This window comes from Xanthomonas sp. fls2-241-TYG-148 (assembly GCF_030208815.1).
Lineage (GTDB): Bacteria > Pseudomonadota > Gammaproteobacteria > Xanthomonadales > Xanthomonadaceae > Xanthomonas > Xanthomonas campestris.
In genome coordinates this window covers 102,397-121,728 of record NZ_JARVTE010000019.1, presented here as the reverse complement: position 1 = coordinate 121,728, position 19,332 = coordinate 102,397, and the positions used below count along the sequence as shown (strand labels likewise).

Sequence of the window (19,332 nt, the reverse complement as noted above, 5' to 3'; positions counted from 1 at the left end):
TCAGCGTCCACCATCTTCAGGGACGGACTCGCCGACCGGGTGATAGGGCAGGCGCAACGTCACGCGCGTGCCTGCTCCGGGAGCCGATTCTATCGCGAGCGCACCGCCGACGGTTTGCGCACGCTCACGCATCACGATCAGCCCCAAACCACGTGGACCTTCCGGTTCGAACCCGTCGCCATCGTCGCTGACTTCCAGGCGAAAGCCGTCGCCGTCGATCGACTGCAGACTCATCCGCACTTCGCCCGCGCACGCGTGCCGCAGCGCATTGGTGAGGCTTTCCTGCGCAATACGGAAGCAGGCCTGTTCGATTTCGTTGCCCGGCCGCTCGTCCAGGGCCTGGATATCCAGTTCAAGCCGCACCTGCGAGGCGCGGAACAGCATCGACGCCTGCCACCGCAAGGCGGCTTCCAACCCCAATGCATCGAGTTGCGGCGGCCGCAGCAGCATCGAGAGATTGCGTAGCTTGGTGACAGTGCTGTCTGCCAACGAGACGATCTCCTGCAGATCCTCGCGGCGCGCCACCGGGTCGGCTTCATCGAGTGCGGCGTGCGCCGACAACTTCATCGCGGTGATCGCCTGGCCGATGTCGTCGTGCAGGTCGCGCGAGATGGCGCGGCGTTCGTCTTCCTGCAACGAGAACAGCCGCTTGGCCATGGCTTGCAGTTCGGCATTGCTTTCGGCCAATGCATCGCGCATGCGCTCGGGCTCGCTCAGGTCGCGCACCACCAGCAACTTGCAGTCACGCCCGCCATAACGGATGTCACCGGCCGACAGCCCCGCGTAAAAGGTGCTGCCGTCGCGCCGGCGCATCGCCCGGGCGCTGGACACCGGCTCATTGCGATCGCTGCCGGCACGTAGGTACTCGCGCACCACCGGCAGATCGGCATCGCCGACCAGGGTCTGCAAGGGTTCGCCCAGGATGGTTTCGCCCTGGAAGCCAAACTGCGCCGAACCGGCAGCGTTGGCGTACATCACGTGTTCGTCGGCCAGGATCAGCACGCCATCCGGCAACACCCGCACCAGCTCGCGGAACTGCTCCTCGCGCTCGCGCAGCAGGCGGCGTGACTGCTCACGCTCGGTCACGTCCTGCAGCGTGCCGTGGATGTGCCGCGCGCCGGTCGGGGTGGTCACGCTCTCTGCACGCAGGTGCACGGTGCGCGGCTGCGAGTCGCCGCCGACCAGCGGCAGCAGGACGTCGATCTGCACCTCACCGCCGGTGCACATGTCTTCGATCATGCGCACGATGCGCGCCTGGGTCGCGGTATCGGAGGCGGTGAGCAGCTCTTCGAGCCGATGGTCGCGCCGATGCATCGGCACGCTGCGCCCCAGCAGGCGATACACCGCGGGCGAATAACGGCCCACACCGGTGGCGCGGTCCAGCTCCCACGAGCCCACCCGGGCGATGGCCTGGGCTTCTTCCAGACGGTTGAGCGCCTCGTCGCGCAGCTGTTGCGCCTGACGCTCCTCGCTGCGGTCCACGGTGACCACCAGCCGCGCCGGGCCGCTGGCCAGGTGCAGCTGGTTGCTGCGGATCTCCACATGGCGCAGGCCGCTGCGGGTCAGCAGGTCCTCGGTGAGCGCACAGGTGTCATCGCCCTTGGTGCGGATCTGCGCAACGATCTCTTCCAGCCGGCCGGCGTCGGCATCCGGCCAGATCGCGTGGATGGTCTGCTCCAGCAGGGCATCGCGCTCCCAGCCGAAGAATTCCAGTGCGGCCGGGTTGGCATCGAGAATGCGCAAGGTGGCCAGGTCATAGATCCAGGCCGGGCTGGGCAGGGCGTGGAACTTGGCCTGCAACAGGGCTTGGGATTGCGCCAGCTCGCCGTGTTCTTCCACGATCTGCTGGGCAAAGCGGCGCAGCACCAGATGGATCACCACGCTTGAGATCAGCAGGAAGCCGGCATCGGACCAACGCTCGGGCTGGGGCGCACCGGCCAGGTCGAGCATGCGGTTGCCCAGCAGCAGCCAGACCACGCCCGCCAGCAGATACAGGCCGGTGAGCGTCCACAGGCCGCGCTGCAGGCGCTCGGCGAGGCGAAGTCGGGACACGGGAGCAGAAGAGAACACCGGCGCGGCAACGTGTTGGTGCATGGTCCGCGGACGACCTTATGGAGCGGGCAATGCGGCCATCTTAGCCGTAACTCGGCCCGGCACGGCCGGCCAGCGAAAGGCTGCCTCAACTAATCCGCCAGACGGCCGCTATCCATTGCGACTCCGAGGCAGGGGTCGACCTTCGGAGTGCTCCAGAGTGGACTCAGGCGTCATCGCAAGCATGCTGCAGCACCCGCTGACCTCAGCGGTGGTGTTGTTGGATGCGCATGGCCAGCCCCTGGCGGCCAACCGCGTCGCGCAATCCCTTGGATTGCCGGCAACCCTTGGCGCATACGCCGAAGTGCTGGAAAGCAGCCGTGCCCAGATCGCCGAAAGCGGCGGCATGGCAGCGTGCGTGCTGCCGGGCAGCGGTGGTGGGCGCCTGGAAGGGTGGCTGCGCGCGGTCTGCGACGAGCAGGGCCAGGTCATGGCCTTCACCCTGAGCATTCCCGAGCCACTGGGCGCCGATGGCACCAGCCGCTGGGAAATCGGCCTGGACAGCGCCGATCACGGGCTCTGGGACTGGGACATCGCCGCCGATGTGGTGTACCGCTCCGAACGCTGGACCCGCATGCTGGGTTACTCCGAACAGCCGCTGCCGAACAATCTCACCGCTCTGTCCGGGCTGATCCATCCTGACGACCATGCGCAAGTCAGCGCGGCCGTGCAGGCGCATCTGGACGGGCGCACCGATACCTACGTGGCCGAGTTCCGGCTGCGTCAGCACGATGGCCAGTGGCGCTGGATCCTGGATCGCGGCCGCGTGGTATCGCGCACCTCCGACGGTCGCCCGTTGCGCATGGTCGGCACGCATACCGACGTGCATCACCATAAATTGCTCGAGCAGCAGCTGCGCGAGCAGCAGGCGCAGCTCGAAGAAGCCCAGCGTATTGCCAGTATGGGCAGCTGGGGCTGGGATACCTTGAAGGACCAACTGTGGGTGTCGCAGGATTTCCTGCAGCAGCTTGGCCTGGCGGACCTGCGCCTGCACAGCGTGCGCGACATCCTGCGCCTGCTGGCCGGCCCGTCCGTGGCGCACCTGCGCAGCGCCTGGCGCAAGATCAAGCACGAAGGGATGCCGGTGCATTTCGAGCTGGAGATCAACGGCCGGCTCGGGGTCAATCCACATCATCTACGCGTCTGGGCACAGCCGGTGTTCGACGGCGACGGCGCACTGGTGCGCGTGCTCGGCCAGCTGCAGAACGTAACCGAGCAGCGGCAGACCGATGCCCTGATCCGTTGGCGCACCGAGTTGCTCAACCGCGTGTCTGCGCTGGGCAAGATTGGCGGCTGCGAGATCGAGGTGGATACCCGGCGCATGCAGTGGACCGAGGAGTGCTATCGCATCCATGGCTTGCGCAAGGAAAACATCACTCTGGAGCAGGCGCTGTCGCTGTACACCCAGGATTCCCGCGACGCCTTCGAAGCGGCCTTGCTGCGCATCGTCGATGGTGGGCTGCCGGAACAGCTGGAGCTGTGCTTCTACCGCAACTCCGGGCAGCGGGTGTGGGTGCAGGTGCTGATCGAGCTGGACCGTCGCGAAGGCTTGCCGCCGCGGTATGTGGCGCTGTTCCGCGATGTCAGCCGCGAACGCGAAGCCAATGAGCGCATCGAATTGCTTGCGCATTACGACCGCCTGACCGGCCTGCCAAACCGATTCCTGCTGCGCGAACAAGCCGAGAATGCCATCCGCGAAGCACACGAGCGTGGCCAGGTGATGGCCATGCTGCTGATCGACCTGGATGGCTTCAAGAGCATCAACGATTCATTCGGTCATGCCACCGGCGACAACCTGCTCAAGCTCGCGTCCTCGCGCCTGCATCAGCACTTGCGCAATAGCGATCTGTTTGGCCGCTTCAGCGATGACGAGTTCATCGTGCTGCTGCGCGATCTGTCCGAGCCAGAAGACGCCGGCCATGTGGCACGCAAGCTGATCAGCGCGCTGGGCGAGCCGCTGCGCAAGGACCACGTCACCCTCAAGCTCGGTGCCAGCATCGGCATTGCGTTGCAGGGTGAAGGCCTGTCGGATTTCGACAGCCTGTTGCGCGCCGCCGATGCGGCGATGTATGCGGCCAAGGATTCCGGGCGCAACACCTTCCATTACTACAGCCAGGATGTGCTGCTGCGCGCGCAGCGCCGCCTTGAGCTCGAGCACGCGCTGCATGGCGCGTTGGAGCGCGAAGAATTCACCCTGGTCTACCAGCCGCTGGTCAACACGGTGGGCGATACCTCGCCTGCGATTGAAGCGCTGATGCGCTGGAATCGCCCCGGCCATGGCCCCTGCAGCCCGGCCGAGTTCATCCCGATTGCCGAAGAGTGCGGCGAGATCGTGCGCCTGGGCGAGTGGGTGATTGGCGAAGCCTGCCGTCAGGCCGTGGTGTGGGACCGCGCCGGCCTCCATTTCAGCCGCATCGCGGTGAATGTGTCTGCCGTGCAACTGCGCGAGCGCGGTTTTGCCGAGCGCGTGCTGGAGATCTGCCGCGACAACGGCTGGTCGCCGGCACGGCTGGAGCTGGAATTGACCGAATCAGCCTTGATCCGCGATTCGGACTCACTGCGCCGTTGCTTCGAGTTGTTCGAACAGAACGGCGTGTTGCTCGCGGTTGACGACTTCGGTACCGGCTTCTCCAACCTGCATTACCTCAACCGCTTCCCCGTGCAGCGGCTGAAGATCGACCGCAGCTTCGTGCAGGGCATGCTCGACGATGCCAACACGGCCGAAGTCACCCAGGCGATCGTGCATCTGGGCCATGCGCTCGGCATGCAGGTGGTCGCCGAGGGCGTGGAAACCGTGCAGGAAGATGCCTTGCTGCGTCAGCAGGGCTGCGACGAAATCCAGGGTTACTTCTATTCGCGCCCACTCTCGCCGCGCGACATGGCGCAGTGGCTGCGCGAAGCCGAAGCCGGCATGCGCCTGGGCGCACGCCTGGTCATCGCCAGCTGACGCACTCTGCGGCCTGGCCTGGTCTAGGCGTCGTCTGTAATTCAATGCCCAGATCAAAAGCTCAGTGCGTTGAGTGCACGTGCCTTTACAACTCCCGGCGTTGCCCGCGGTATGCGGTCGCGCGCCCTGCAGCCAGGCTGCGGATCAAGCGCTACGACTGACCTATCTGCTCGCGGCACTTCCAAAATGCATGTGTCGCTAGCCGAACAGCAGCGTCATTTAGGTGCGGTCGTCCCCACGTCAAAAACTCAGCGGGTGGAGCGCGCGGTGCCCTCACCACTTGCGGGACACGCCGTGAATCCGTCCATGGAGGCTCAGTGGCGGCATCCATGCCGCCACATGGTCCCGCAAGCGGCGAGGACACCGCACCAGAAAGTTGGTTGGTGGCCCATGAAACGCTGTTTGTTCTTCGAGATGACGTCGGACCTTGAGCTAGCGCATAAGTACCGGAATAGCGCGTCACGCTGTGCTCTTGACCTTGCAAACCGACAATCTTGAATGGTCCTTGCCGGCCCACCGTTGCGGGACCTTATGCGGCATGGATGCCGCATAAGAGCCTCCATGGACGGATTCACGGCGTGTCCCGCAATGGTGGGCCGGCAAGGGCCCCGCAGCAAACTCGATCGTTCCTTGCTCGCTATTAGTCGCGCGATCTGAAGGCGCGCGATCGCTGCAGAGCAACCCAGCAGCACGAAGAACAATGCCGCATCGATCCTTCATCCGAGGATTCACGGCATATCTGGCGATGCTGGGCGAGCAACCATTTAGCGGCCAAGCCGCAGATCAGCTGATCGGAGCATTAGTCGAAGCTGTAGACGTCATAGAAGACATCGCGCAGACGGGCAGGGGAGAACTCACCCTGGTGCTGCATCGAATGGTGCTGTGTGCTCAGACCCAAGCCTGGTGGCACGGTCTGATGCAGAAGCACTCGATGTCGGGCATTGAAAACAACCGGCGGGGCGCCTGCCGAGGAACGCCCCGCCGTCGTGCAACCGTCAGCGTGCAGACACGCCGACAGCGGCGCCATCCAGCCCCATATCCCAAGCCACGGTCGCGAACAGCAGTTCTTCTTCGCTGCAGCTGCGGCGTGGGTGCTGCATTGCCCGTACTTCCGCACGGGCAGCACGCTCCAACTGTTCCAGCGCGGCCGGCAGGCGCACGCTGCGCAGCGCGGGGCGGGCAGCCTCGCTGTGGGCGATGCGCTCGGCCTGCGCCGCTGCCGTGGCAGCGGCCGCCGCAAGTGCGACATCGGCGCGTGGTTCTGGGAGCGAGACGGAAAGGGTCATGTTCGTGGCGTATCGAAGGGTCGTGCGGAACGACAAATCCCCGGGAAGACCGGGGAATGTCGGGATCAGGCAGTGCGTGGCATCGGTCTCAGAACAACTCGACCGTGCCAGCGCCCATGCCCTGCTGTGCGACCGGCTTGTGCGGCGGGCGTTCCCACTCCACACGCATGTCGCGCAGACGGCTGGACACCTTGGCCAGCGACGCAACCAGGTCGCTGTCGTACACGCCGCCGTTGCGATGCAGCAGTTCCTGCAGCGCCGTGGCTTCGCGGTTGATCGCGGTGAGGCGATCCAGGTGGGTGTGGATACCGCTCAGCGTCTGCGTGGCGATGTCCTCGAACTGCAGGGCACGCACCGCTTCGGCCACGCTGCCATCGATGGAGCGTGCGCACTCGGAGATCTCGCGCATGCCATCGCCCAACGAGGCGTTGATCTGCGCAACGTTCTCCAGCATCGCGGCCGATTCATGGCGCGCCTCGCGGGAGCGGTCCATGTGACGCGAGGCCAGCTGCGAGACCGTTTCACGTACCTTGGCGATCGATTCCTTGGAGCTGTGTGCCAGCTTGCGAATCTGTTCGTTGAAGGTAGTGGAGCGTTCGGACAGGTTGCGCACCTCGTCAGCGACCACCGCGAAGCCACGACCGGCTTCACCGGCACGCGCTGCTTCGATGGCGGCGTTCAAGGCCAGCAGGTTGGTCTGGTCAGCGATCGACTTGACGTCTTCCAGCAGCGCAAAGATGCCGTCCAGGTGCTGGGCCATCTCGTCGATGTGGTGCACCGTGTTGGTGCTCTGGCCGCTGACCTGTTCCAGCGCTTCCACCAACTGCTCCATGCGGGAGCTGGCGTGCTGGGCGAAGCGGGCCACGTCGACGCCGGCACTGCCGTCGTCACCGGCACGGTCGACGATGCGGGCCAATGCCTGGCTCTGCTGGCGCGACTTGCGGTTCATCGACTCGAAGCTGCCACCCAGACCGGACACGGCCTGGCGGATCAGTTCACGGGCGCGTTCCACTTCGGAGCGCGAACCGTCGACTTCGTTGCTGACGAACGTACGCAGTTCGTTGAGCAACTGGTCCTGCTCGCGCAGGATGCGGATCTGGTCCGGATTACGCCGGAACTGGGAATACGTCACCCAGGCAGCGAAACCCAACCAACTGAGGGTCATGGTCACCAGGATCGCCCAGCGCACCGAAGCGGGCCAGTCGAATCCAACGGCGAAGGGAAACAGCAAGGTCAGGGCCAAAGGGGCGGCCAGACGGATAAGTGGACGTGAATACATGGGCGTTCTCGGCAGAGTCACGGTTGCTGTATCGGCCGTACCCCCTTTGTCTTTAGCGACGATCACCACGTCGCTGCACGCCATTCAACCGCATCACGCCTGTGTGCCCACTGCCTGCGCGTGTCTCACGCCATCAGGCGGCCTGCGCCATCAACGCAGCGCGCGTGCCACCGCATCGATCATGGCACGCTTGGCGAACAGAAAATCCCACAGGCTGCCGCCCATCTGCCGCCACAGCACCGCCGAGCGCACCGCGGCCAGCAGCAGCGCGCGGATCTCGGCGACCACGCCGGCCTGGCCCAGGTAGTGCGGGTTGCCCTGCACCATGACCTTGGGGCGCAAGTGGCTGATGGTCTGCGCATACAGGGCGCCAAGCGCGCTCAGCACATCCGGGTGCGCGCTGTCGCCCAAGGTCTGGGCCTGGCGGGCGGCCGCCTCAATGCCCTTGGAAACGGTCTCAACCGTGGAATGGTCGCGCACGAAGCGCCGCTCCAGTTGTAGCACCGCCAGGGCCAGCCGCGGCAGCATGTCGTCCTTGCCCTGGTTGGTGAAATAGTTGTGCAGCAGGCGCAGGCCTGGCGCCACATCGGCCGAGGAGCCATACACGCCCTCGGGCGTGGCGGCGTCCACCCGGAATACGCTGTCCACGGCAGTGCGAACCGTTGCCGCCTCCGAATGCCCGGTCTCGGCGATCCGCCGCACCTGCTGCAGGGCCTGAGCGACGCCGGCCAGCGCCAGCACACGGTGATCCATGGAAGAACTCATCAAGCCACTACCTCGGAAGAAAAAGAAGATCCCGCCAGCTGGCGTTCCAGCGGCGCATCGGTGGCGGCAATGACCGCACCGCCTAGGCATTCCTCGCCGTCGTACAACACCAGCGACTGCCCCGGCGTCACTGCGCGTTGCGGCCGCTCGAAGTGAACCTGCAGCGTGCCGTCGTCCTGGACGGTCACGGTGCAGGGCTCATCCGGCTGCCGGTAGCGGGTTTGCGCGGTACAGCTGAAACTGCGCGCCGGCGGTGCGCCGGTGACCCAGTGCGCCTGCTCGGACTGCAGCCAACGCGACTGCAGTAGCGGGCTGTCGCGGTCCTGGTCCACATACAGCACGTTGCTGGCCACGTCCTTGCCCACCACGTACCAGGGCGCTGCGGCTCGCCCACGCACGCCGCCGATATTCAGGCCTTCGCGCTGGCCCAGGGTGAAATAGAACACCCCCGGATGCTCGGCAATCCGCTCACCCTGCGGGTCACGGATCTCGCCGGTGCGGGCGGGCAGATAACGGCCCAGGAACTCGCGGAAGTCGCGCTCGCCAATGAAACAGATGCCGGTCGAATCCTTCTTGGCATGCGTCGGCAGGCCGGCGTCCTGGGCAATGCGGCGCAGCGCGCTCTTTTCCAGCTCCCCGATCGGGAACAGCGTGGCTGCCAGCTGGCTCTGGCCCAACTGGTGCAGGAAGTAGCTCTGATCCTTGTTGCGGTCGGCCCCGCGCAGCAGCCGCCAGCGCCCGCCCAGATGGGCCACGCGCGCGTAGTGGCCGGTGGCGATCCGCTCGGCGCCTAGCGCCTGGGCAGCCTCCAGGAAGTGCTTGAACTTGACCTCGCGGTTGCACAGCACGTCCGGGTTCGGCGTGCGTCCGGCTGCGTATTCGGCGAGAAAATGCTCGAACACGCCGCTCCAGTACTCGCCGGAGAAATCCCGGAAATGGAAGGGAATACCCAGCACGCCGCAGACAGCCACCGCATCGCGCCGGTCGTCCTCGGCACGGCAGTCGCCGCTGCCATCGTCGGCCCAGTTCTGCATGAACAGCCCGGCGATCGGCTCGCCGTCCTGGGCCAGCTTCCATGCCGCCACCGACGAATCCACGCCGCCCGACACCCCTACGATGGTCCGCGGCGTGCTCATGCGACGTGCCGTACCAGCGCCAGCGGATGGCGTTGCCCGGCCAGGTAGTCGGCCACCACCTCCCACACCAGCGGGCTGCGCAGCCGATCGTTGGCAGCGCGCAGTTCCTCGGGCGTCATCCACAGCGCGCGCACTACACCCGTGTCCAGGCTGCGTTCGGGATGATGGGCGAGGGCATCGGCGATGAAGGCAAAGCGCAGGAAGCACTGCCCGGTGGGCGCCACCCATTGATAGGTCCCGATGAATTGGGTCAAGCGCACGTCCCAGCCGGTTTCCTCCAGGGTCTCGCGCACGGCCGCCTGCAGCAGGCTTTCGTCCGGCTCCAGATGCCCGGCGGGCTGGTTCAACAGCAGGCGCCCCCCGATGGATTCTTCCACCTGCAAGAAGCGGCCGTCACGGACCACCACGGTGGCCACGGTGACATCGGGGTGCCAGCGGGTTTCTTGAAGCGTCATCAGTCACTGGGTCCAGGAAGTTGCAGGCTGGAGATTGATCCGCGCCGCACAGGAAACAAGCGCCGTCCATCGATCGCGGCGGGCGCTAGGTGCGGCATCCGCAGTGCGGCGCAGTGCAACACTGCATGCCGCCAATGCGGATGCCGGCAGCAGCGCAGTGCGCCACGGAGCGTGCCATTGCAACGCAGTGTGGGAAGACGTCATCAGTGGCCGGCCGGAGAACAGGCGCAAATTGTGCGGGCGCGGGGCCAAATCGTCCAATGCGGAGGGCGCGGGACCGTATAATGGCCGGATGCCTCGTAAGACCTCCCACGAACACGACCACGGCCTAGTGGTTGAGACCAGCAAGCCCGAAGTGGCGCCACCGCCGCGCTACCAGGTGCTCCTGCTGAATGATGACTACACCCCGATGGACTTCGTGGTGACCGTGCTGCAGCAGTTCTTCAACCTGGATCTGGAGCGCGCCACCCAGGTGATGCTGCATGTCCATACGCGGGGGCGCGGCGTCTGCGGCGTCTACAGCCGCGAGGTTGCCGAGTCCAAAGTGGCCCAGGTCAACGAATTCTCGCGCATGAACCAGCACCCGCTGCTGTGCACGATGGAGCAGGCCTGAGCGGTCTAGCTGGATCATTCCAGCAGTGCAACGGTGTCGCTGCAATGGCGTGCTAACGCCATCTGAACATGCCTATCCGATAGGGTTGTGGAAAATCCCAACAAAAGCCGCATATTGTTGGCAACAGCCGTTCGGAGTTACCAATGTTCAGCAAAGACCTAGAGCAAACCATCGGCCAGTGCTACAAGCGAGCCCGTGAGGCGCGGCATGAATTCATGACCGTCGAACACCTGCTGCTCTCGCTGCTGGACAACCCCTCCGCGCAAGCCGTCTTGAAGGCCTGCGGTGCGGACCAGGTGCGTCTGCACACTGACCTGGAACAGGCGATCGAGGCCTCGGTCTCGCGCCTGGCCGAGGACGATGGCCGCGACACGCAGCCCACCCTGGGCTTCCAGCGCGTGCTGCAACGCGCCGTCTACCACGTGCAGTCCTCCGGCAAGAAGGAGGTCACTGGTGCCAATGTGTTGGTGGCGATCTTCGGCGAAAAGGACTCACATGCGGTGTACTTCCTGAATCAGCAGGACATCACCCGCCTGGATATCGTCAATTACCTCTCCCACGGCATCGCCAAGCTGGGTGAAGACGGCGAGCAGCCGTCCGCCTCGGATGGTGAGCCCAAGAGCGATGCGGGCGAGGGCGAAGGCAAGGGCGATGCCCTGGCCGAGTACGCCACCAACCTGAACGATCATGCCCGTAACGGCAAGATCGACCCGCTGGTTGGGCGTGCGGACGAGATCGAACGCACCATCCAGGTCCTGTGCCGCCGCCGCAAGAACAATCCGCTGTACGTGGGCGAGGCCGGCGTGGGCAAGACCGCGATCGCCGAAGGCCTGGCCAAGCGCATCGTCGATGCCGACGTGCCAGAAGTGCTGGCCGACGCGGTGATCTTCTCGCTCGACCTTGGCGCACTGGTCGCAGGCACCAAGTACCGCGGCGACTTCGAAAAGCGTCTGAAGGGCGTGCTGACCGCGCTGAAGAAGGTGCCGAACGCGGTGCTGTTCATCGACGAGATCCACACCATCATAGGTGCGGGCTCGGCGTCGGGCGGCACCATGGACGCCTCCAACCTGATCAAGCCGGCACTGGCGTCGGGCGAGCTGCGCTGCATCGGCTCGACCACGTTCCAGGAATACCGCGGCATCTTCGAGAAGGACCGTGCCCTGGCACGCCGCTTCCAGAAGATCGACATCGTCGAGCCGACCGTCGGTGAAACCTTCGAAATCCTGCAGGGCCTCAAGCCCAAGTACGAAGCGCACCACGGTGTGACCTATGCCGATGATGCGTTGCAGGCGGCGGTGGATCTCTCAGTCAAGCACATTGGCGACCGTCTGCTGCCGGACAAGGCCATCGACGTGATAGACGAAGCCGGTGCGCGCCAGCGTCTGTTGCCCGAAGGGCAGCGCAAGGAGCTCATCGACATCGAAGAGATCGAGACCATCGTGGCCAAGATGGCGCGTATTCCGGCCAAGCAGGTCAGTGCGACCGACAAGGACGTGCTGCAGCATCTGGAACGCAATCTCAAGATGGTGATCTTCGGGCAGAACCCGGCGATCGAAACGCTGGCTGGCTCGATCAAGCTGGCGCGCTCGGGCCTGGCCAATCCGGAGAAGCCGATCGGCAACTTCCTGTTCGCCGGCCCGACCGGTGTGGGCAAGACCGAGGTCACCAAGCAGCTCGCGCTGCAATTGGGCATTGAGCTGGTGCGGTTCGACATGTCCGAGTACATGGAAGCGCATTCGATCAGCCGTCTGATCGGTGCGCCTCCGGGCTATGTCGGCTTCGATCAGGGCGGCCTGCTGACCGAAAAGATCGTCAAGACGCCGCACTGCGTGCTGCTGCTGGACGAGGTGGAGAAGGCGCATCCGGACATCTTCAACATCCTGTTGCAGGTCATGGACCGCGGCATCCTCACCGATACCAACGGGCGCGAAGCGAACTTCAAGAACGTGATCCTGGTGATGACGACCAACGCCGGTGCCACGCAGGCCTCGCGTCGTTCGATCGGTTTCACCAAGCAGGATCATTCCACCGATGCGATGGAATCGATCCGCCGCGGTTTCACGCCGGAGTTCCGCAACCGTCTGGATGCGATCGTGCAGTTCCAGCCGCTGGGCTTCGACCACATCCTGCGGGTGGTGGACAAGTTCATCATCGAGCTGGAGATGCTGTTGCAGGAAAAGCACGTGTCGCTGTCGGCCACGCCGACCGCGCGCGACTGGCTCGCTCAGCATGGCTTCGATCCACTAATGGGTGCGCGCCCGATGTCGCGCGTGATCCAGGAGAAGATCAAGCGCCCGCTGGCCGACGAGTTGCTGTTCGGCAAGCTGGTGGAAGGTGGCCGCGTCAACATCGACGTCAAGGATGGCGAGCTGGTGGTCGAAGCGCATCCAGAACCGGAGCGCCTGTTGCCGGCTACGGTTGATTGATCGACTTCGATTGTCTCTGCTGGAGAAAAAGCCGCTCGAAAGAGCGGCTTTTTTGTGTTTAACGCGCTGGAGCTGGAGCGGCACCGGTCTGGCGTAATGCTGGAGCGTTGGGGCGGGGTGCCGGCGCACATGGCGCCCAAGTGCGGGAGGATCGCCGCAAATCACCAAGACGCCATGCGCTGCGTACAACCCCGAGCCGCGCTGCAGTAGTCGAACAATCACATGGTCTGCGGGTGTGTCACGCAACTGCGCTATCGGCCGCCGAGAACGTCAACGCACAGATCAGCGCGCAGACGAAAGCCCGCCCATGTAACGCGATCACACGAGTGGAAAATAAAACCCGGGCACGACAAAAAGCGGCACTTGGCCGCTTCGCGTCTTGATACCAGAACCGCTTACTTCATGCGGTAGGTAATACGACCCTTGGTGAGGTCGTACGGCGTCATCTCAACTTTGACACGGTCGCCGGTGAGGATGCGGATGTAGTTCTTGCGCATACGGCCGGAGATGTGGGCGATGATTTCATGCCCGTTTTCCAGCTTGACCCGGAACGTGGTGTTGGGGAGCGTCTCGCTGACGCTGCCTTCGAATTCAATGGAGTCGTCTTTCGACATGTAATCCTGTGCAATCACGGTTGGCCCGGCAGGGCCGTAAGGGACAGCATTTTACGCTCCATCTCGCCGAGGCGCAAATTTTATGTTAAGCGGACTCCTGCAAGCGTGCTTGCGTGCCGTTCGCCATAGCGTTGCGTCCAGCTGCCAGGTGGCTCGGGCAATGCGACTTGGGTGGCTACATGCTGCAGGAACTGCTCACGTGGCAGGCGTTGTGCGCCCAGGCGCATCAGGTGCGGGTTTTCTACCTGTGCATCGATCAGTGGCCAGCCGCGGCCATGCAGTTCGGCGGCGAGCGCTGCCAGTGCAATCTTGGAGCCGCCACTGGCGCCGCTGAACATGCTTTCGCCGAAGAACATCTGGCCGATCGCGACCCCATAGATGCCGCCTACCAGACGCGCGCCGTCGAACACTTCGACTGAATGCGCGTAGCCGCGTCTGTGCAGGTCCAGGTAGGCCTCCTGCATCTGGTCGGTAATCCAGGTGCCGTCCTGGCCAGGGCGCGGACTCGACGCGCACGCGGCGATGACCTGCGCAAATGCGGTGTCGGCGCGCAGGGTCCAGGTGCATGTGCGCAGCTGCCGCCTGAAGCGGGACGACAAGTGGATGGCGTCGGTGCGAAACACGGTGCGCGGATTCGGGCTCCACCACAGCAGCGGTTGGCCGTCGGAGAACCAGGGAAAGATTCCGTGCGCGTAGGCGTTGAGTAGCCGCTGCGGGTGCAGGTCGCCGCCGATGGCGAGCAGCCCATCGGGCTCGCGCAAGGCGTGCTCGGCGGGTGGGAAGGGGCTCGCAGGATCCGGAGACAACAGATGGGGCAGGGTGCGCGACATGCGCAGAGTCTAGCGGCGCGGTCTGCGCGGCGGCGATGTTGTCAGTCGCGGAACGGGCTGTGTTCGGCCAGCTCGACGGCATGCTGGGCCACGGCGGCACGCTCATCGGCGCACCACTGCGCCAGCGGCTCACGGAAGCCGGGGTCGGCAATCCAGTGGCGGCTGCGCACCAGGGTGGGCAGGAAGCCGCGCGCAATCTTGTGTTGCCCCTGGGCGCCGGGTTCGAAGCGGGTCAGGCCTTCGCGCAGGCAATACTCGATGCCCTGGTAGTAGCAGGTTTCAAAATGCAGGCCAGGCAGTGCTTCGCCGCCCCAGTAGCGGCCGTACAGGGTGTCGCCGCCGCGCAGGCATAGCGCCCCGGCGATGGGTTGCCCGTCCAGCTCGGCCAGGAACATCACCAGCTGCCGCGGCAGGTGCTGCGCCAGGTGCTGCAGGAATTCGGGCGTCAGCGCGGGCGAGTTGCCGTATTCCTCGAAGGTCTTGAGGTAGAAGCCGTACATGGCCTGCAGCTCGTCCGCGCTGGCCTCATCACCATGCATTACACGAAAACGCACGCCGGCGCGCTGCACCTTGGCACGCTCCTGGCGGATGTTCTTGCGGTGCTTGTGGTTCATCGCGGCCAGGTAGGCCTCGAAGTCGGCCCAGCCGGTCGCGTTGTGCCAGTGGTATTGCAGGTCGTTGCGCTCCAGCCACTCTGCGGTGAATGCCGCGTCCTCGTTGGCGGGATAGAAATTGACGTGCGCAGACGACAGGCCGGCGCTTTCCACCAGGGTGCGCATGCCGTCGAGCAGGTGCGTGTGCCAGCGCGGGTCGCCCAGCAGGCGGGGGCCGGTCACTGGCGAGTACGGCACCCCGCACAACCACTTGGGGAAGTAGTCCTGGCCATAGCGGGCATAGGCATGCGCCCAGGCGTGGTCGAACACGAACTCGCCATGCGAGTTGTTCTTGAGGTAGCCCGGGGCAGCGGCGACCAGGGTGTCGCCGTCCCACAACGTCAGGTGCAGTGCCTGCCAGCCCCAGTCCGGGCGCAGGCAGCCCTCGCGCTCCATGCCTTCGAGGAAGGCATATGAAACGAAGGGGTGCGCGCCGTCATGCAGGCTGTCCCAGGCGCCGGCGGGTATCTCCGCAAGCTGGCGGCACCAGCGCGCAGTCACGCTCACGCCGCCGCCCCTCTAGCGCAAGTGGCCTGCGGGTGGGGCCGTCGGCCAGCCATCACCTCAGGCGCTCTTGTCCAGATACCGTTCGGCATCCAACGCGGCCATGCAGCCGAAACCAGCCGAGGTGATCGCCTGGCGGTAATGCTGGTCGGCGACGTCGCCGGCTGCGAACACGCCGGCCACCGAGGTCTCGGTCGCCGCGCCGTTCAGGCCGGAGCGGATCTCCAGGTAGCCGTTGTTCATGGCCAGCTGGCCGTCGAACAACTGCGTGTTGGGGTGGTGGCCGATGGCGACAAAGAAGCCGTGCGCGTCGATGTCGCGGGTGCTGCCGTCGAGGGTGGACTTGACCCGCACGCCGGTCACGCCAGCATCGTTGCCCAGCACTTCTTCGATGGCGTGGTGCCAGACGGTTTCGATCTTGCCGGCCGCCACCTTGGCGAACAGCTTGTCCTGCATGATCTTTTCGGCGCGCAGTGTGTCGCGGCGGTGCACCAGGTAGACCTTGCGGGCAATGTTGGACAGGTACAGCGCTTCTTCGACCGCGGTGTTGCCGCCGCCGACCACCACCACGTCCTGGTCCTTGTAGAAGAAGCCGTCGCAGGTGGCGCAGGCGGACACGCCGCGGCCCTTGAACGCTTCTTCGGTGGGGATGCCCAGGTACTTGGCGGTGGCGCCGGTGGCGATGATCAAAGCGTCGCAGGTGTACTCGGCGCTGTCGCCGATCAGCCGGAACGGGCGCTGCGACAGGTCCGCGGTATGGATGTGGTCGAAGATGACCTCGGTCTCGAAACGCTCGGCATGCGCCTGCATGCGGCTCATCAGGTCCGGGCCCATCAGGCCGTGGGGGTCGCCCGGCCAGTTGTCCACCTCGGTGGTGGTCATCAGCTGGCCGCCTTGCTGCAGCCCGGTGATCACTACCGGCTTGAGGTTGGCGCGGGCGGCGTAGACCGCGGCGGTCCAGCCGGCCGGGCCGGAGCCGAGGATCAGCAGGCGGGAATGCTTGGCGGGACTGGCAGAGGAGGCGCTCATGTATACTCGCGATCTAGGAAAAGGCAGGGTTGGCGCGGTGCAATCAGCGCCCCTGTGGCGGCATAGAGTGGCGGTCCCCACCCGGTGAATCAAGGCGGCGCGATGGAACTGCTTGGACCGCCGATGGCATGGTCATCCCCATTCGCGCTTTCGACGCCGCCCTGTGCGGCGTTTTTCGTTGGCTGCGGCGCGGGTTGCTGGCGATCCGATGCGTGGCTGCTGAAACTGTGCACTCAGTCGTTTATTATCAACCACTAACAGCATTTTTCTAAGGTCTGGCTACAGGTGGCAAAGCAGGTTCCCGAACGCAGCAAGCCCGCAGAGGGCAAGTCGTCGTCGCGCAAGCCGGCGGCCGCGGACAATCCCCGTCGGCAGAAGCTCTGGCGCGATCTGGCGCTGATCGCGGTTGCGCCGCTGTTGCTGTACCTGTTGGCGAGCCTGTTCACCTATTCAGCGGCGGACCCGGGCTGGTCGCAGACCGGCAGCGTGGTCGCACCGGTGCACAACATGGGCGGCCGGGTAGGCGCCTGGATCGCCGATGTGCTGCTGCAGCTGTTTGGCTACGTGGCCTTCCTGTTGCCGGTGGTGTTGGGCGCAGTGGCCTGGATCGCCTTGTTCGGCATGGACAAGGAAGGGCAGGCCGAGGCCGACCTGGGCCCGGCCTTGCGCCTGGTCGGCATGGTCGGCTTCCTGATTGCCTCGACCGGCTTCCTGCACCTGCGCCTGTTCAATGGCGACGTGGCTGGCGCGGGCGGCATCCTGGGCCGGCTGGTGAGCAATTCGCTCAGCGCCGGGTTCGGTGCGCTGGGGGCGAACCTGTTCGTGGTGGTGCTGCTGCTGGTGTCGATCACGCTGGCGACCGGGTTGTCGTGGTTCGTGGTGATGGAGCGCATCGGCAAGTGGGTGCTGGCGCTGGGACCGTTGCTGCAGCGCAAGTCGCACCAGGCGACCGAGTGGCAGCAGACCCGCGTGATGCGCGAAGAACGCGAGGAAGTGCGCAAGGTCGATGCGGTCAAGCAGGCCAAGCGCGAGCCGGTCAAGATCGAGCCGCCGCCGGCGCCGGTGGTGGAAAAGAGCGAGCGCGCCAAGCGCGATACCCAGATCCCGATGTTCCAGGGCGTGAGCACCGACGGCTCGGATCTGCCGCCGCTCGCGCTGCTGGACGACCCCAAGCCGCAGGCCAAAGGGTATTCGGAAGAGACGCTGGAAACGCTGTCGCGCCAGATCGAGTTCAAGCTCAAGGATTTCCGCATCGAGGCGCAGGTGGTCGGTGCGTATCCGGGCCCGGTGATCACCCGGTTCGAGATCGAACCCGCGCCCGGCGTAAAGGTCAGCCAGATCAGTTCCCTGGACAAGGACATCGCACGCGGGTTGTCGGTGAAGTCGGTACGCGTGGTGGACGTGATTCCGGGCAAGTCGGTGGTGGGTCTGGAGATCCCCAACGTCACCCGCGAGATGATCTTCCTGTCCGAGTTGCTGCGCTCCAAGGAATACGACAAGTCGGCCAGCCCGCTGACGCTGGCCCTGGGAAAGGATATTGCCGGCCGCCCGACCGTGGCCGATCTGGCGCGCATGCCGCACTTGCTGGTGGCCGGTACCACTGGTTCGGGCAAGTCGGTGGCGGTCAACGCGATGGTGCTGAGCCTGCTGTTCAAGGCCTCGCACAAGGAACTGCGGATGCTGATGATCGACCCGAAGATGCTCGAACTGAGTGTCTATCAGGGCATCCCGCATCTGCTGGCGCCGGTGGTCACCGACATGAAGGAGGCCGCCAACGGCCTGCGCTGGTGCGTGGCCGAGATGGAGCGCCGCTACAAGCTGATGAGTGCGGTGGGCGTGCGCAACCTGGCCGGCTTCAACAAGAAGGTCAAGGACGCCGAGGACGCCGGCCAGCCGATGATGGACCCGCTGTTCAAGCCGAACCCGGAACTGGGTGAAGCGCCGCGGCCGCTGGAAACGCTGCCGTTCATCGTCATCTTCATCGACGAATTCGCCGACATGATGATGATCGTCGGCAAGAAGGTCGAAGAGCTCATTGCGCGCCTGGCACAGAAGGCACGTGCGGCCGGCATCCACCTGATCCTGGCCACCCAACGCCCCTCGGTGGATGTGATCACCGGTCTGATCAAGGCCAATATCCCGACCCGCGTGGCGTTCCAGGTCAGCTCCAAGATCGATTCGCGCACCATCCTGGATCAGTCCGGTGCCGAAGCGCTGCTGGGCAACGGCGACATGCTGTATCTGCCGCCGGGCACGGCGTTGCCAGACCGCGTGCATGGCGCCTTCGTCAGCGACGAAGAAGTGCATCGGGTGGTCGAGCATCTCAAGGCCAGCGGGCCAGTGGCGTATGTGGACGGCGTGCTGGATGAAGTACAGACCATGGGCGATGGCACCGTGGTTGGCGCGACCGGGTTGCCTGAAAGCAGTGGCGGCGGTGGCGACGAGTCCGACCCGCTATACGACGAGGCACTGCGGATCGTCACCGAGACCCGGCGCGCGTCCATTTCAGGCGTGCAACGTCGCTTGAAGATCGGCTACAACCGTGCTGCGCGGTTGATCGAGGCGATGGAGGCAGCGGGCGTGGTCAGCCCGCCCGAACACAACGGCGACCGCACCGTGCTGGCGCCGCCGCCGCCGAAAAACTGAGCCTGCCATGGCGTCCGACGCTGCGGTGTCGGCGCCGTGTATCGGCCGTTTCTGGAGG

The 19,332-nt window shown here is 65.1% G+C and carries 14 protein-coding genes; 4 read left to right on the top strand and 10 right to left on the bottom strand.

Annotated elements, in window-relative coordinates; genetic code table 11:
- Complete coding sequence (locus tag QRM60_RS18165) at positions 1 to 2,094, bottom strand: PAS domain-containing sensor histidine kinase (protein WP_103700674.1); 2,094 nt, start codon at positions 2,092 to 2,094, stop codon at positions 1 to 3.
- 157 nt (positions 2,095 to 2,251) lie between these two features.
- Here QRM60_RS18165 and QRM60_RS18160 point away from each other — a divergent pair, with 157 nt between their 5' ends.
- A complete protein-coding gene (locus tag QRM60_RS18160; protein WP_016945287.1) occupies positions 2,252 to 5,038 on the top strand; it encodes an EAL domain-containing protein in 2,787 nt (928 codons plus the stop codon).
- Positions 5,039 to 6,033: 995 nt separating this feature from the next.
- Here QRM60_RS18160 and QRM60_RS18155 read toward each other — a convergent pair.
- The 5 genes from QRM60_RS18155 to QRM60_RS18135 form a co-directional block, all read right to left on the bottom strand.
- The gene (locus QRM60_RS18155; RefSeq protein ID WP_115555967.1) at positions 6,034 to 6,324 is read right to left on the bottom strand and encodes a hypothetical protein; all 291 of its coding nucleotides are present in this window, start codon (positions 6,322 to 6,324) and stop codon (positions 6,034 to 6,036) included.
- 88 nt (positions 6,325 to 6,412) lie between these two features.
- Positions 6,413 to 7,603: a methyl-accepting chemotaxis protein gene (locus QRM60_RS18150; RefSeq protein ID WP_011037126.1), complete on the bottom strand. Its 1,191-nt coding sequence runs from the start codon at positions 7,601 to 7,603 to the stop codon at positions 6,413 to 6,415.
- Between the two features lie 150 nt (positions 7,604 to 7,753).
- Entirely contained in the window at positions 7,754 to 8,368 is a 615-nt protein-coding gene (gene hflD / locus QRM60_RS18145; RefSeq protein WP_114998379.1) for a high frequency lysogenization protein HflD, read from the bottom strand.
- Positions 8,368 to 9,504, bottom strand: a complete 1,137-nt coding sequence (gene mnmA / locus QRM60_RS18140; RefSeq protein WP_228432939.1) for a tRNA 2-thiouridine(34) synthase MnmA — start codon at positions 9,502 to 9,504, stop codon at positions 8,368 to 8,370. Before mnmA ends, hflD begins: the two co-directional genes overlap by 1 nt.
- Entirely contained in the window at positions 9,501 to 9,959 is a 459-nt protein-coding gene (locus QRM60_RS18135) for an NUDIX hydrolase (protein ID WP_285446783.1), read from the bottom strand. The genes mnmA and QRM60_RS18135 overlap by 4 nt, the downstream gene beginning before the upstream one ends.
- A gap of 292 nt (positions 9,960 to 10,251) precedes the next feature.
- Between QRM60_RS18135 and clpS the strand changes: the two genes are divergently transcribed.
- Both clpS and clpA read left to right on the top strand, forming a co-directional pair.
- Entirely contained in the window at positions 10,252 to 10,572 is a 321-nt protein-coding gene (clpS, locus tag QRM60_RS18130) for an ATP-dependent Clp protease adapter ClpS (protein WP_029217216.1), read from the top strand.
- 143 nt (positions 10,573 to 10,715) lie between these two features.
- Positions 10,716 to 12,998: an ATP-dependent Clp protease ATP-binding subunit ClpA gene (clpA, locus tag QRM60_RS18125; protein WP_012438364.1), complete on the top strand. Its 2,283-nt coding sequence runs from the start codon at positions 10,716 to 10,718 to the stop codon at positions 12,996 to 12,998.
- 395 nt (positions 12,999 to 13,393) lie between these two features.
- On the opposite strand, the gene infA is transcribed toward clpA, so the two are convergent.
- From infA to trxB, 4 genes are all read right to left on the bottom strand, one after another.
- Positions 13,394 to 13,612: a translation initiation factor IF-1 gene (gene infA / locus QRM60_RS18120; protein WP_002813418.1), complete on the bottom strand. Its 219-nt coding sequence runs from the start codon at positions 13,610 to 13,612 to the stop codon at positions 13,394 to 13,396.
- Between the two features lie 80 nt (positions 13,613 to 13,692).
- Entirely contained in the window at positions 13,693 to 14,442 is a 750-nt protein-coding gene (gene aat / locus QRM60_RS18115) for a leucyl/phenylalanyl-tRNA--protein transferase (protein ID WP_115555966.1), read from the bottom strand.
- Between the two features lie 41 nt (positions 14,443 to 14,483).
- Positions 14,484 to 15,602, bottom strand: a complete 1,119-nt coding sequence (locus tag QRM60_RS18110) for a GNAT family N-acetyltransferase (RefSeq protein WP_115577020.1) — start codon at positions 15,600 to 15,602, stop codon at positions 14,484 to 14,486.
- Positions 15,603 to 15,659: 57 nt separating this feature from the next.
- Positions 15,660 to 16,628 carry a thioredoxin-disulfide reductase gene (gene trxB / locus QRM60_RS18105; RefSeq protein WP_042599053.1) on the bottom strand — a complete coding sequence of 323 codons (969 nt, stop codon included), beginning with the start codon at positions 16,626 to 16,628 and terminating at the stop codon, positions 15,660 to 15,662.
- Positions 16,629 to 16,913: 285 nt separating this feature from the next.
- On the opposite strand from trxB, the gene QRM60_RS18100 reads away from it, so the two are divergent.
- A complete protein-coding gene (locus QRM60_RS18100) occupies positions 16,914 to 19,274 on the top strand; it encodes a DNA translocase FtsK (protein ID WP_076055365.1) in 2,361 nt (786 codons plus the stop codon).
- Positions 19,275 to 19,332: the final 58 nt, after the last annotated feature.